Raw genomic sequence first — 12,577 nt, forward strand, 5'->3', positions numbered from 1 at the left:
CCTCAATGCTGAGATTGGCATAAATTCCCCTTGTTTTTCAAGGGCTTACGATGTTATTTCGAAGTGGTCGCAAGACCTGGCACGCATTTCGCAGATAGTCCATCGAGCGCAGATAAATGCCTCGACCAACCAACTGCATACCTCAAGGAGCTTTGRCCATGAAAACCCTGATCATCACCGACCTGGCCCGTACCGAGACCCTGGACCGTGCCGCCATGACCACCGTGCGCGGCGGCCACAATCAATATTACGCACCGTCGTACACGTTCGGCGACATCACCTACGCCCCGTCGTCCGACTCGTCGATCAATGCCGCCCAGAGCCTGAGCCAGCTCCAGAACGTGATGACCGCCACGGCCAACGGTTCGGCTTTCGTCGACGGCGTGAACGTCCACAACGACGTGTCGCAGGACGGCAAGAACGTGATCGTGCGTCGCTGATCGACTGCTTATTGCCCCAACTTATTCAAACATTCATTCGAATTCAATCTGAGGAGAACGCCATGAAAACCCTGACCATCAAAGACCTGGACCGCGCCGAACAACTGGATCGCACCGCCATGGCGGCCGTGCGTGGCGGCTGGAACGTGTTTGCGCCGTCGTACAAGTTTGGCGACGTGACCTATGCGCCGACGTCCGATTCGTCGATCAACGCGATGCAGAGCCTGAGCCAGCAACAGAACGTGCTGACCGCGACGGCCAACGATTCGGCCTTCCTGTCCGGCGTGACCGTGAACAACACCACGCACCAGAACGGCAAAAACGTCATCGTCGGCTGAACCCATCGCGACCATCATTGACTATACTTTCGAGGAGCATTGACATGAACACTCTGATCATCAAGGACCTGGACCGCGCCGAACAACTGGATCGCACCGCCATGGCGGCCGTGCGTGGCGGCTGGAACGTGTTTGCACCGTCGTACAAATACGGCGACGTGACCTACGCCCCGACGTCCGATTCGTCGATCAACGCGATGCAGGCCCTGAGCCAGCAACAGAACGTGATGACGGCGACGGCCAACGATTCGGCTTTCCTGAGCGGCGTGACCGTGAACAACACGACGCACCAGAACGGCAAGAACAAGATTCTTGGCTGAGCGGGAGAGACCCATGTCATCCATCGCAATCCACGACCTGCCGCATCGCAACGAACTGGACCACCAGGCGATGTCGGCGGTGCAAGGCGGCAGCGCCTTCGGCAAGGACGTCAACGTCACGCTGAACGTCAACCAGCAACTGGCGCAGTTCCAGCAGATTGGCGTGAATGTCCTGAACAACAACGGCGTGATCGGCGCCGGGTTCGTCGGCCCCGATATCGATGTGGCCGCCACTCTGAAGGGGTTGAACAAGGTCGTGATCTGACCTCCGCCCTTTGCTTCGTCCCCTTGCCGGCCTGTGCCGGCAAGGGGATTCAGTCCGTTAACCTGCCATTCCAAGGAGGCATCATGGCTACCATCGTCATCAAGGATTTATCGGAAAACACCGAGCTGGATCGCCAGGCGATGTTCGCGATCGCGGGCGGGTCGCGCCTGCGCGCGGGCGGACGCTTCGTGCGGCCCGTCTCGCCAAGGGTCCGGCTGTTCGATCCGGCGCGAATCGCGGCCGCCAGGACGGATAACGACAAGCCGTCGCCGCGCTGAACACTCTTCCTTTCCTGCACAAAGCCGTCCGGCGAAAACCGGGCGGCTTTTTGTTTTTCATGTCCGACGAAACGCTGTTGGATCGCGCCGAACAGCCTCATAAATGTGTTGGGTCCGACCCGTCAGGCCGCATGCGTCACACGGTGCGATACGCACTTCCTCAATGCTGAGATTGGCATAAATTCCCCTTGTTTTTCAAGGGCTTACGATGTTATTTCGAAGTGGTCGCAAGACCTGGCACGCATTTCGCAAATAGTCCATCGAGCGCAGATAAATGCCTCGACCAACCAACCGCATACCTCAAGGAGCTTTGACCATGAAAACCCTGATCATCACCGACCTGGCCCGTACCGAGACCCTGGACCGCGCTGCCATGACCACCGTACGCGGCGGCCACAACCAATATTACGCACCGTCGTACACGTTCGGCGACATCACCTATGCACCGAAGTCCGACTCGTCGATCAATGCCRSCCAGAGCCTGAGCCAGCTCCAGAACGTGATGACCGCCACGGCCAACGGTTCGGCTTTCGTCGAYGGCGTGAACGTCCAYAACGACGTGTCGCAGGACGGCAAGAACGTGATCGTGCGTCGCTGATCGACGCAACKTATTCCMAGCATTCATTCGAATTCAATCTGAGGAGAACGCCATGAAAACCCTGACCATCAAAGACCTGGACCGCGCCGAGACCCTGGACCGCGCCACCATGACCACCGTGCGCGGCGGCCACAACGAATATTACGCACCGTCGTTCAAGATGGGCGATTTCACCTACGCCCCGTCGTCCGACTCGTCGATCAACGCGATGCAGGCCCTGAGCCAGCAGCAGAACGTGATGACGGCGACGGCCAACGAATCGGCCTTCCTGTCTGGCGTGACCGTGAACAACACCACGCACCAGAACGGCAAGAACAAGATCATCGGCTGAGTCGCTGCCGCGCGGGACCGACAACCGCTCCCGCGCGGCACTTCCAACCCATCACACAAACACACGCAACAAGGAGAACATCATGTCATCCATCCAGATCCGCGACCTGGCGCACAGCGCCGCACTCGACAACCAGGCCATGGCAGCCGTCCGCGGCGGCTTTGCCGGCGTGGGCAAGGACGTCAACGTCAACGTGAACGTCAACCAGCAACTCGGCCAGTTCCAGCAAATCAGCGTCAATGTCCTCAACAACAACGGCGTCATCGGCGCGAACTTCACGGGCCCGGACCTGCGCCTGGCTGCCTCGCTGTGGGGCGAGAACCGCGCCGTGTTCTGACCGGCACGACAATCACCACGACATCAGGAGACCCGCCATGAAAACCTTGATCATCAACGACCTCGCCCGCAGCGAACGCCTCGACCGCCCGACCATGTCCGCCGTGCGCGGCGGCTGGAAAGTCAACGCCGCGTCCTATACGTTCGGCGACATCAAATACGCCGGCACCAACGACACGTCGATCAATGCGATGCAGAACCTCGGCCAGGCACAGGGCGCGCTCACCGCCACCGCCAACGGTTCCGCATTCACGGACTGCATCCACGTCGACAACGACGTCGCGCAGAACGGCAAGAACACGATCGTGCGCCGTTGAAGGAACGCACGACAGACCGCGACAAGCTGAAAAGTGGACTACACTGGGGAGACCGGCGTCCGGTCTCCCTTCTTCCCGTTTGGAGAGCATATGGCTACCATTACCGTCAAAGATCTTCCCGCCAGCATGGCACTGGACCGCAAGGCCATGTCGGTCATCCACGGCGGTGGCGGGGCGCCCTGGGTCTTCGGCTGGATCCAGCCCTATTTCGATGCATCCCCGGGTCCGGTCCCGGTGATCAACTTCTATCAGATCAATAACTATGCCGACCAGATGATCAATCAGTATCAGATGGTGTCGGTCAACAATACCGGCGCGAACGCCTCGCTGAACGTGGGCGTGGATGAAAGCAGCCTCAACAAAGCCGTGCGCCCGACGACCTGAAGCCCGAGCCGGTCATGAGCTGCGATGCCGCCTTCCACTGGACATCCGTCGCACAGACGGATGTCGGGCGCGTGCGTAGCCGCAACGAGGACGCTTGCCTGGCCCAGCCGCAGCGCGGCTTGTGGGTCGTGGCGGACGGCATGGGCGGACATGCGTTCGGCGATGTGGCGAGCCGGACCGTTGTGGAAGCCCTCGACCGGTTGCCGCCGCCCACCAGCCTGGCCCGCTACATCGACGGCGCGCGCGCGACGCTCGTGCAGGTCAACGGCACCTTGAGCGCCGAGGCGCGCGCGCGGCACGTGCCGGTGATGGGCAGCACGGTCGTGGTCCTGCTCGCGGTCGGCACGGAAGCGGCCTGCCTGTGGGCCGGCGACAGCCGCATCTACCTGTACCGGCACGGCCGCCTGCAACAGCTCACGCGCGACCACAGCCAGGCCGCGGYGCTGCAGGCACGCGGCGTCGACGCCGCCGCCTCCGCGGCCGTGGGCGGTAACATGATCACGCGCGCGGTGGGCGCGAGCGATTCCCTGGACGTCGAGGTGACCACGCTGTCCGTGCGCGATGGCGACATCTTCCTGCTGTGCAGCGACGGCCTCAGCAACCCGGTCCCCGAGCAGGACATCCGTGACACGCTCGCGTGCGGCGATTGCGCCCAGGCGGCGCAGACGCTGGTCCGGATGGCGCTGGAGAATGGCGGGCGCGACAATGTCACGGTCGTCGTGGCGCAGGCGAATGACATGTCCATCGATAAAACCTTGTTGAATCCGGCGTTGTAATCACCGTCCGTGAATGGCTTGCGTGAGGTGGTGGGCACGTTCGCGGACCGCATGCGCTTGGTGGGCTCGGGGAGCCCACCCTACGACTTGCGCAACAGCATTGTAGGGTGGGCATTTGAGGCCGGGGGGGATTGATGCCGGGGGCATCAATCCAATGAAACGTGCCCACGCGGACGTTCAATGGGTTTTGCGGAAATCCTTCGAATGCAGGCCGTGCTTGCGCAGCAGGATCTGCAGGTGCGAGCGATTCATGTCCCAGCGCCGCGCCAGTTCCGCCACGGTACCGCCGACTTCCTGCAATCCGCGCTCCAGGCAGAGCCGTTCCGCCTCGTCGCTGGCCACGCGCTTGGCCTCGGCCAATGAGACGCTCGCGCCGTCGACGCGATCCAGTTTCAGGCCCGCGCCCGCTACAGCCGGCCGGATATCTTCCGGCAGGTGAGAGAGGTCCGCCGTCTCGCCAGCCAGGCAACTGATGCGGTACATGAGGTTGCGCAGCTCACGGATATTGCCGGGATACGAATAACGCAGCAAAAAGTCGCGCAAGCGCGCCGTCAACGCCACCGGTCTCCGCTTCAGCGCTTCCGCCGCCTCGTCGCCGTAATACGCAAGCAGCAGCGGAATCTCGTCCTTGCGCTCGCGCAGCGGCGGCAGGGTGACGTGGATGACGCTGAGCCGATAAAACAGGTCTTCGCGGAACGTGCCCTGCTCGATCAGCTTGCGCAGGTTTTTATTGGTCGCGGCCACGATACGCGCGTCGACGGCGATGGTCTCGTCCGATCCGACGCGCTGGATCTCATGCGATTGCAGCACGCGCAGCAACTTCACCTGGCCGGGCAGCGGCAGTTCTCCGATCTCGTCGAGGAAGATGGTGCCCTTGTGCGCGCTTTCGAACTTGCCCTTGCGGTCATTGGCCGCGCCCGTGAACGCGCCCTTCTTGTGGCCGAACAGTTCCGATTCGAGCAGGCTGTCGGGGATCGCGCCGCAGTTGACGGAGATATACGGCTTGTCGGCGCGCGCGCCATTCGCGTGGATCACCTTGGCCATCAGCTCCTTGCCGGTGCCGCTTTCGCCATCGACGAGCACGGGCAGGTCCGTGGGCGCCGCCTTTTCCGCGATTTCCAGCGCGTCGAGCAGCTTCGGGTTGTCGCCGAACGTGCCCTCGAACACGAAGCTGCGGGCCAGCAGTGCGCGCCGGCGTTCGCCGGTCGGCGGTTCGGGCACGGGCTCTTCTCCCGTGCGGCGCTCGACGTCGCCGCTCACGGCCTGCACGAAGCGTTCCTTGTGCGACAGCTGCATCACCTCGTCGCGCAGGCTGTTGGTTTGGCGCAGCAGTTTATCCACGTCCGGCCGTTCGAGCCGCGTCGCCCAGCGCAGGGTGGAACGCATGATCTCGATCTTCTCCAGCAAGGCCGCATACGACATTGCGGAACCGCGTTCGCCGCCCGGATTGAACAGTTTCATGAGATGCCCGCCCCCAGCTGCTTTTGCACCAGCTCGTAGTACATGCCGCGCCGCGCCAGCAATTCGTCGTGGCGGCCCTGCTCCGTGATCTTGCCTTCGTACAGCACGACGATCTTGTCGGCCCGCATGATCGTGCTGAGGCGGTGCGCGATGATGACGGCCGTGCGTCCCTTCAAGATCGCTTCCATGTTGGCCATGATGTTGCTCTCGGACTGCGTGTCCAGCGCGGAGGTCGCTTCGTCGAACACGAGCAGGCGCGGGTCGTGGTACAGGGCGCGCGCGATGCACAGTCTCTGCACCTGGCCGCCGGACAGGCCCACGCCGCGTTCGCCCACCACCTGGTCGTAGCCGAGCGGCAGCTTGCTGATGAACGCATGYGCATCGGCCATCTTCGCCACTTCCTCGACGCGGCGGCGGTCCGGGCTGTCGTCGCCGCTGGCGATGTTTTCCGCGATCGTGCCGGAGAACAGCAGATTGCTTTGCATGACGTAGCCGACCTGGGCCCGGTAATAGCCGCGGTCGATGGCGGTCATCTCGTAGCCATCCACGAAGATCTTGCCTTCGCTGGGCGGATAAAAGCCGACGAGAAGCTTCGCCAGCGTGGTTTTGCCGGAACCGCTGCGGCCGACGATGGCCACGGTTTGGCCGGGCTTGATGTCGATGTCGATGTCTTCGAGCACGTACGGCGTGTCCTCGCCACCGTAGCGGAAAAACACGTGTTCGAGCCGGACCTCACCCTGCAGGTCGGGCAGGATGACGCGCGCGGCGACGTCGGCGGGTTTCTGTTCCGGTTCGATGTCGAGCACGTCGCCGAGGCGTTCCATCGCGACGCTGGCGTCACCCATGCGGCTCCACAGGCCCACCAGCCCCATCAGCGGGCCCAGCACGCTGCCCATCAGCGCATTGAATGCCATCAACTGCCCGATCGTCAGTTCGTGCGCCAGCACAAGGCTCGCGCCGGCCCACAGGATCACGATCGTGGTCGCGGAATTCAGTATCTGGCTCGCGAGGCCGACGAGGATGCTGAACGATTGCGAGCGGTACTGCGTCTCCAGCGCCTTGACGTATTTCTTTTCCCATTTCAGGCGCACGGGACGCTCGCTGCCCATGCCCTTGATCGTCTCGATGCCGCCCAGCGCTTCCATCAGGAACGATTGCGCATCCGTCGACGCGGCGAACACTTCACGCGCGTATTCCTTGATGCGGGGCGTCGCCAGCACGGTCAGCGCGATGATCGGGATCACGAAGCCGATCAGCAACATGGTCAGCTTGACGTTGTAGAAGAACAGGATCGTGAAGTACATGAACACCATCAGCAGGTTGAGCAGGGTGGTCACGGTCGATTCGGTCAAGAACGCCCGGATCGTCTGGTTTTCCGAAAAGCGCGCGAGGATGTCGCCCGTCTTGCGCTTGGCAAAGAAGGAATAGGGCAGCGACATCGTGTGTTTAAAAAACTGCGCCATCATCGAGAAATCGAGGTTGCGCACCATGTAGTTCGACAGGTAGGCACGCAACGTGGTCATCACCTGGGAAAACGCGGTGGAAATGACGAGGCCCAGGATCAGCAGGTGGAGCAGGCCCAGGTTCTGGTGCACGAGCACGCCGTCGAGGATGTTCTGGATGATCAGCGGCGGCACGATGCCCAGCATCTGGATCACGAACGTGGCGAGGAACAGGTGCAGCAGGATCTTGCGGTAGGGCCGCAAATAGCCGACAAAGCGCAGCCACGGCGAGCGCGAGGCCGTCAGTTGCACAAGCTGCTCGCCCGGCGTGAACACGAGGCAGGTGCCGCTCCAGCCCCGTTCGAATTCTTCCACGCTCAGCTTCTTGAAGCCGACGGCCGGATCCGCCACCCAGACCTGGTCCGGCGAGACGCCGTACACGATCACGTAGTGGTAACCCTCCCAGTGCACGACGAACGGCAGTTCGAAGCCCTGCAGCGCGTCGAACGTGCATTGCACGCCGCGCGCGCCGAATCCGAGCGCCTCGCCCGCGCGCGCGAGGCTGTCCAGGGTGGCGCCCTGCGCCGTGACATTGGCCAGTTCGCGCAATTTACCTAGCGTCATGTTGATGCCGTAATGGCGGCACAGCATCGCCAGGCAGGCGGCGCCGCAATCCATTTCCTCGGCCTGCTCGACCCAGGCGAAGCGCTTGATGACCTTCTCGCCCGCCTTCGGTTGCGAGGCGAGATCGAGCACGACGGGCCGCTTCCTCCTTTCGGCCAGTTTCTTTTGCCGGTGCAGCTCGCGCTCGAGGAAGCGCACGCGTTCCTCGATCACGTCGCGGAACCTGGCATTGCGCTCGAGGATGAAATGCGCCGATTTTTCCGGGATGACGAGCACCGTCGTGTCCATCGCGGCGACGATCGTGGCCGGCTGTTCCTGGCGCATCAGGCAGGCGCGTTCGCCGAAGATCTCACCGGGACCCAAGGTGGCCAGCACGTACTCGTCGGTGCTGTCATTGACGACGACGCGCACTTCTCCCTGGCGCACGACGTACAGCCGGCGGTCGTCGCGCGCGCCCTGCTTGAGGATTTCCTTGCCGCTGACGATGCGCTTGACGCCCACGCTGCGCACGAACTCGTCCATTTCGGGCTTGCTGACCTTGCCGCGCAGGTCGAACAGCTTCGCCACGAGCCCGCCGGCCGAGCTGATGGCGACGTAATTGTTGATGAAGTCGAGCGCGGCGGGATTGCGGCCGATGACGGGTTCGATCGCGCTGCGCGGGATGAACCACAGCTCCGTCTTCAGCGCCGCGCGCGCGGACAGTTCGTGCCGGTAGCTGCGCAGCATGGCGAGCTCGGCGAACACCTCGCCCGTCTTGCGCACGCCCATGCTGGTTTCCTTGCCGTGTTCTTCGCTGAACACGCGCACGGAACCGGCGCGGATGATGTACAGGCCGTCGGCCGCATCGCCCGCCTTGCAGATGGTGTCGCCGAAGGCATAGTTGCGCGTCTCGATGGCGGCCGCCAGCCTGTCGAGTTCCTCCGCCGTGAAGATCGACAGGATCTCGACGGCGGCCAGGAATTCCGCAGGGGATTGCTGTTGTTGCGCCAGTGAGTCCATGACGTCGCGGCCATCGCCGGCTCAGCGTGCGGGACAGGCTTCGATGATGTGCTCCTGCGCCCGCGCCGCCAGCCATTCCTCGCGCAGCAGGCGGCGCACTTCCACGGCCGTTTCCTCGTCCAATGTTGCGGGATACCTGGTGTTGACCATGTAGATTTCGAACAATGTCCGGTCCGGCGACGGAAACGGCCCGAGCAAATCTCCGGCTGCCGCGTTGAACACGCGCGCCTCGATGTCCGGCTTCAGCGAGCCGCGCAACACCTTGCCGATCACGCCGCCGTTTTCGCGCGCTTCTCCGACCGAATATTCGCTCACCATCTCGGCGAAGCTCTCGGGATCGTCGGCCAGTGCCGACATCATTTCCCTGGCCTTGCCTTCGGAATCGAGCACGATGTGGCTGATCTCGACGCTGTCGAATTTAGGGGAATTCAGCTTGAAATATTGCTCGACGGCTTGTGGACTGCAGACCTGTTCCATCATCCTTTCCTGGATGAGGCCGTCGATGATGTAATCCTCGAATTCGTCCAGGCTGACGCCCATGACGTCGAGATAGTGATTCATGTCTGCGGCGCGGTGCAGCCCCTGAATGCGGCGGAACTGGTCGGCGCGTTCCTGGATCGCCTCGGGGGCGGGTTGCACGCCCTGTTTTTTTGCCGCCAGCACGGTCAGCTTGTCGCGCACCATCTGCTCGACGAGTCCTTCGAACTGCCCGGTCAGCTTGAGTGTCCGGATGAAGTCATCCGTATCGATGACGACATCGTCGATGCGCACAATCCCGGCCATGTGGTCTCTCCCTTTGTACCGGCGCATGCAGCTGCGCTGCCACGCCGGTCGACGCCCTCGTCTATCCGTTGTAGCAGGCTGCCGGGCAAAGTCAATGTCCGCACGGGCGGCGGCCGGCGCCGCCCGTGGTGTGCTATTGCGGCAGGCCGTTGTAGCCATCGGATGCGCGCTGCAGGCGCACGAAGACGTCGCGGGCCGGCAGCGTTTCGCCCGCCTGCAGTCCGGTGCGCGGGTCGTCCATGACGGGCGTCAGCACGAGGCTGCCCTCGACCCGGTCCGCGACGAAATACGATTTCAGCGCGGGCACGTGCACGACGAAATCGCCACGGCCATGGCGGTAGCGGCTGACGAGTTGCGCCACGGCCGCGTTGCCCAGTTCGGACGTGCGCCAGCCGTCGTGCGTGCCCATGACGAAGATCGAGGTGGCCACGCGGTCGCCGACCCTGACCGGGTAGAGGTTGCGCCTTATGTCGACGAGCAGGGTTTCGGGATCGGTCTCGTGGGTGAAGCCGCGCAGGGCATCCAGGCGGACCTGGTAGACCTGCAGCGGCTCGCCCAGCGTGGCCTGGCGCACTTCGTCGACCGACGTAAAGCCCAGCGAAGCATAGTTGCCGGCATTGACGACCCGTTTGAGCGTCGCGAGGCCATCCTGCGCGGCTGTCGCCTGGCTGGGACGGGGACGCGGCTGGCTATGCGTGGTCTGGCATCCGCCCAGGAAACAGGCCATCGCAACGAGCATCAATAAAGGAAGTTTGTGCATGTCAGTCTCCTTTGTACGTGATGTTGTAATAGTCGTTCCAGTGCGTATGACCGGAATCGCTGACGTAGGACGCATAGGTGATGATGCTTTCGGTGCCGCCGGTCAGCGTACTGAGATTCGTGTAAGGCTCGGGATCGTTGATGTCGACATATTGCACACCGCCTAAAGTGAGATAGCCCTTCACGACCATCATGTGCCCGCCGCCGCCGGGCCAATGCCAGCTGAATGCGATGGGTTTTTTCCTGCAATAAATCTGCGTCCGGATTTGCGCGAAGGTGAGCGCCGTATCGGAGGTCTGGTCGGCCGTGAAACCGTATTTCTCGTATTCCGGCCAGCCGCCGTTATTGCAGCTTCCGGAATTGTTCGAGCAGCAGGTCGTCAGGCCGAAACGGTTGTTCGCCTCGACGCACTGGGCAACGTCGTGGCCCAGGAAGCGCATCGTCATTTGTCCGCTTGCTGCCCAGCACCAGTTCGAGGCCTGTTGCGGCAGTCGCGGGACATCGATCGTCGCCACCAGCGGTGGATTACAACAGGCCGACAAGGTTCCCAACATAAAAAGTCCGCCAAGCATATGCGCGAAGTTCATCACAGCGAGCCTCCAGCGAGTTCGTTCATGGATGTAGGAATCGGCACGATCCCTCCCGCATAAAGGTAGGGCAGGCGGATGGCGAACCCAACCTTATTCCGACGATCTGTTGACCCCGCTCATTTGCCCATTGCTCGTTTTGAATTAGTTATAGGCGGCAATATTTCCGATCGCGAAAGCGGTGTCGAAATGCGCATGCGGTATCATCACGCGATGCGCCGTCTCGTCATCATCGTCCTGCTGCTGGTCTATCCATTCCAGGCCGCCTTGGCCGTGGCGGACAAGTGCTGCGCGATGACGCCCGCCGGCGTGACCCACCACAGCGTGGCGGCCGGCGCCGCGCCCGTGTTCGTCGCCGTCGACGACATCGCGTCCGCGGCGGATCCCCATTGCGCGGCATGCACGTTCGGCCACACCGCCTGCCTGCCCGCGTCCTTCGTCGTGGTACCCGCCGAGTCCCGGCATGCGGTGGACATCGCATTTTTCCCGCCTTTCCTGACGTCTCCTCCTCCCGGCCGCCTCGAACGGCCCAAATGGCCCGCCGCCGCCTGACCCGCGCGCGGCCTTGATCAGCGAACCTAAGAGCGTATCCCAGTAGGGTGGGCACCCCGTGCCCACGCGTGACGTATGCGGATTGCAAACGTCCGCGTGGGCGGAGACCGCCCACCCTACTGAGATAGGTTCTAAGGCTATCCCTCCGCGCGCCTGATAACCCATTTTTCAGGAGCAAGGAATGAACATATCCCTACGAGTAGCGGTGTGCGTCGCCGCATCCGCACTGGCATGGCGCTGCGGCGCCGCCGGGCCGGCGTCCACACCCATCGACCTGCCGACGGCGATCCGGCTCGCCCTCGACCAGCCCGCGGTGCGCGCGGCTGCCCACGAGGTGGCGGCGAGCCGGGCGCTGGTCGAACAGGCCGATCGCCTGCCGAATCCCGAACTCTCCTGGCTGCGCGAAGGCCAGCAGGCGGGCACGCGCACGACCACCGTGCAGATCAACCAGCCGGTCGAACTGGGCGGCAAACGCCGGGCCCGCGTGGCCGTCGCGCGGGAAGCGGCCGGGCTGGCCCAGGTCGACTGGCAGGCAAGACGCCAGGACATTCGCGCCGACGTGGTGACGGCCTGGCACGGCGTCCACATCGCCGCGCAAAGGCGTGAAGTCGCCCAGGCATTGACGGACCTCGCGCGCCGCACCGTGGACGTGGCCGGCAAGCGCGTGGCGGCCGGCAAGATCTCGCCGATCGACGAGACCCGGGCCCGCCTCGCGGCCGTCGACGCGGCGACGGCGCTGACCCAGGCGACAGGCGCGTTGACGATCGCCAGGACCCGGCTGGGCGCCCTGGTCGGCCAGCCGCCCGACACGCTCATGCTCGCCGCCGACAGCGCGCCCCTGCCGGACGTGGAGCCGCTCGCCGCGCTGCTGGCGCGGGCCGGAGACGCCACCGGGATCCGCCGCGCGCGCGGCCAGCTCGCAGCCCGGCAAGCCCAGGCGGACGCCGAACGGGCCGCGCGCATACCCGACGTGACGCTGTCGTTGGG

18 protein-coding genes are annotated in these 12,577 nt (G+C 63.5%); 13 read left to right on the forward strand and 5 right to left on the reverse strand.

The window, feature by feature from the left end; all coding sequences use genetic code 11:
- Nucleotides 1-158 precede the first annotated feature (158 nt).
- The 11 genes from AC1DYX_RS19590 (at nucleotide 159) to AC1DYX_RS19640 (ending at nucleotide 4,383) form a co-directional block, all read left to right on the forward strand.
- The gene (locus AC1DYX_RS19590) at nucleotides 159-440 is read left to right on the forward strand and encodes a hypothetical protein (protein ID WP_477261850.1); all 282 of its coding nucleotides are present in this window, start codon (nucleotides 159-161) and stop codon (nucleotides 438-440) included.
- A 62-nt stretch (nucleotides 441-502) separates the two neighbouring features.
- Nucleotides 503-778: a hypothetical protein gene (locus AC1DYX_RS19595; RefSeq protein ID WP_477261852.1), complete on the forward strand. Its 276-nt coding sequence runs from the start codon at nucleotides 503-505 to the stop codon at nucleotides 776-778.
- Nucleotides 779-822: 44 nt separating this feature from the next.
- The gene (locus AC1DYX_RS19600) at nucleotides 823-1,098 is read left to right on the forward strand and encodes a hypothetical protein (protein WP_477261854.1); all 276 of its coding nucleotides are present in this window, start codon (nucleotides 823-825) and stop codon (nucleotides 1,096-1,098) included.
- A 13-nt stretch (nucleotides 1,099-1,111) separates the two neighbouring features.
- The gene (locus AC1DYX_RS19605) at nucleotides 1,112-1,363 is read left to right on the forward strand and encodes a hypothetical protein (protein ID WP_477261856.1); all 252 of its coding nucleotides are present in this window, start codon (nucleotides 1,112-1,114) and stop codon (nucleotides 1,361-1,363) included.
- Between the two features lie 83 nt (nucleotides 1,364-1,446).
- Nucleotides 1,447-1,641 (forward strand): hypothetical protein, encoded by a 195-nt coding sequence (locus AC1DYX_RS19610; RefSeq protein WP_477261858.1) that lies wholly within the window; start codon nucleotides 1,447-1,449, stop codon nucleotides 1,639-1,641.
- A gap of 316 nt (nucleotides 1,642-1,957) precedes the next feature.
- Complete coding sequence (locus AC1DYX_RS19615) at nucleotides 1,958-2,239, forward strand: hypothetical protein (RefSeq protein ID WP_477261860.1); 282 nt, start codon at nucleotides 1,958-1,960, stop codon at nucleotides 2,237-2,239.
- A 52-nt stretch (nucleotides 2,240-2,291) separates the two neighbouring features.
- Entirely contained in the window at nucleotides 2,292-2,570 is a 279-nt protein-coding gene (locus AC1DYX_RS19620) for a hypothetical protein (RefSeq protein WP_477261862.1), read from the forward strand.
- Nucleotides 2,571-2,652: 82 nt separating this feature from the next.
- Nucleotides 2,653-2,907, forward strand: coding sequence for a hypothetical protein (locus tag AC1DYX_RS19625; protein WP_477261864.1), 255 nt, complete (start codon nucleotides 2,653-2,655; stop codon nucleotides 2,905-2,907).
- A 37-nt stretch (nucleotides 2,908-2,944) separates the two neighbouring features.
- A complete protein-coding gene (locus tag AC1DYX_RS19630) occupies nucleotides 2,945-3,223 on the forward strand; it encodes a hypothetical protein (protein ID WP_477261866.1) in 279 nt (92 codons plus the stop codon).
- Between the two features lie 90 nt (nucleotides 3,224-3,313).
- The gene (locus AC1DYX_RS19635; protein ID WP_477261868.1) at nucleotides 3,314-3,607 is read left to right on the forward strand and encodes a hypothetical protein; all 294 of its coding nucleotides are present in this window, start codon (nucleotides 3,314-3,316) and stop codon (nucleotides 3,605-3,607) included.
- A gap of 14 nt (nucleotides 3,608-3,621) precedes the next feature.
- On the forward strand, nucleotides 3,622-4,383 hold the full coding sequence (locus AC1DYX_RS19640; protein WP_477261870.1) for a PP2C family protein-serine/threonine phosphatase: 762 nt from the start codon (nucleotides 3,622-3,624) through the stop codon (nucleotides 4,381-4,383).
- A 177-nt stretch (nucleotides 4,384-4,560) separates the two neighbouring features.
- On the opposite strand, the gene AC1DYX_RS19645 is transcribed toward AC1DYX_RS19640, so the two are convergent.
- From AC1DYX_RS19645 to AC1DYX_RS19665, 5 genes are all read right to left on the reverse strand, one after another.
- Nucleotides 4,561-5,844, reverse strand: a complete 1,284-nt coding sequence (locus AC1DYX_RS19645) for a sigma-54 interaction domain-containing protein (RefSeq protein WP_477261872.1) — start codon at nucleotides 5,842-5,844, stop codon at nucleotides 4,561-4,563.
- On the reverse strand, nucleotides 5,841-8,909 hold the full coding sequence (locus AC1DYX_RS19650; protein WP_477261873.1) for a peptidase domain-containing ABC transporter: 3,069 nt from the start codon (nucleotides 8,907-8,909) through the stop codon (nucleotides 5,841-5,843). The genes AC1DYX_RS19645 and AC1DYX_RS19650 overlap by 4 nt, the downstream gene beginning before the upstream one ends.
- Before the next feature lie 21 nt (nucleotides 8,910-8,930).
- Nucleotides 8,931-9,692, reverse strand: a complete 762-nt coding sequence (locus AC1DYX_RS19655) for a peptidylprolyl isomerase (RefSeq protein WP_477261875.1) — start codon at nucleotides 9,690-9,692, stop codon at nucleotides 8,931-8,933.
- Between the two features lie 133 nt (nucleotides 9,693-9,825).
- The gene (locus tag AC1DYX_RS19660) at nucleotides 9,826-10,452 is read right to left on the reverse strand and encodes a hypothetical protein (RefSeq protein WP_477261878.1); all 627 of its coding nucleotides are present in this window, start codon (nucleotides 10,450-10,452) and stop codon (nucleotides 9,826-9,828) included.
- Nucleotide 10,453: 1 nt separating this feature from the next.
- The gene (locus tag AC1DYX_RS19665) at nucleotides 10,454-11,038 is read right to left on the reverse strand and encodes a papain-like cysteine protease family protein (RefSeq protein WP_477261880.1); all 585 of its coding nucleotides are present in this window, start codon (nucleotides 11,036-11,038) and stop codon (nucleotides 10,454-10,456) included.
- Between the two features lie 195 nt (nucleotides 11,039-11,233).
- On the opposite strand from AC1DYX_RS19665, the gene AC1DYX_RS19670 reads away from it, so the two are divergent.
- Nucleotides 11,234-11,590 (forward strand): hypothetical protein, encoded by a 357-nt coding sequence (locus tag AC1DYX_RS19670; protein WP_477261882.1) that lies wholly within the window; start codon nucleotides 11,234-11,236, stop codon nucleotides 11,588-11,590.
- 181 nt (nucleotides 11,591-11,771) lie between these two features.
- A partial coding sequence (locus AC1DYX_RS19675; protein WP_477261884.1) for a TolC family protein occupies nucleotides 11,772-12,577 on the forward strand: 806 nt, incomplete at its 3' end.

It is taken from the genome of Massilia sp. P2_C2, assembly GCF_056404615.1.

Bases quoted from the DNA above. Each gene is read 5' to 3' on its own strand.
- AC1DYX_RS19590 (WP_477261850.1), top strand. From the start codon at position 159: ATGAAAACCCTGATCATCACCGACCTGGCCCGTACCGAGACCCTGGAC.
- AC1DYX_RS19595 (WP_477261852.1), top strand. From the start codon at position 503: ATGAAAACCCTGACCATCAAAGACCTGGACCGCGCCGAACAACTGGAT.
- AC1DYX_RS19600 (WP_477261854.1), top strand. From the start codon at position 823: ATGAACACTCTGATCATCAAGGACCTGGACCGCGCCGAACAACTGGAT.
- AC1DYX_RS19605 (WP_477261856.1), top strand. From the start codon at position 1,112: ATGTCATCCATCGCAATCCACGACCTGCCGCATCGCAACGAACTGGAC.
- AC1DYX_RS19610 (WP_477261858.1), top strand. From the start codon at position 1,447: ATGGCTACCATCGTCATCAAGGATTTATCGGAAAACACCGAGCTGGAT.
- AC1DYX_RS19620 (WP_477261862.1), top strand. From the start codon at position 2,292: ATGAAAACCCTGACCATCAAAGACCTGGACCGCGCCGAGACCCTGGAC.
- AC1DYX_RS19625 (WP_477261864.1), top strand. From the start codon at position 2,653: ATGTCATCCATCCAGATCCGCGACCTGGCGCACAGCGCCGCACTCGAC.
- AC1DYX_RS19630 (WP_477261866.1), top strand. From the start codon at position 2,945: ATGAAAACCTTGATCATCAACGACCTCGCCCGCAGCGAACGCCTCGAC.
- AC1DYX_RS19635 (WP_477261868.1), top strand. From the start codon at position 3,314: ATGGCTACCATTACCGTCAAAGATCTTCCCGCCAGCATGGCACTGGAC.
- AC1DYX_RS19645 (WP_477261872.1), bottom strand. From the start codon at position 5,844: ATGAAACTGTTCAATCCGGGCGGCGAACGCGGTTCCGCAATGTCGTAT.
- AC1DYX_RS19655 (WP_477261875.1), bottom strand. From the start codon at position 9,692: ATGGCCGGGATTGTGCGCATCGACGATGTCGTCATCGATACGGATGAC.
- AC1DYX_RS19660 (WP_477261878.1), bottom strand. From the start codon at position 10,452: ATGCACAAACTTCCTTTATTGATGCTCGTTGCGATGGCCTGTTTCCTG.
- AC1DYX_RS19665 (WP_477261880.1), bottom strand. From the start codon at position 11,038: ATGAACTTCGCGCATATGCTTGGCGGACTTTTTATGTTGGGAACCTTG.
- AC1DYX_RS19670 (WP_477261882.1), top strand. From the start codon at position 11,234: ATGCGGTATCATCACGCGATGCGCCGTCTCGTCATCATCGTCCTGCTG.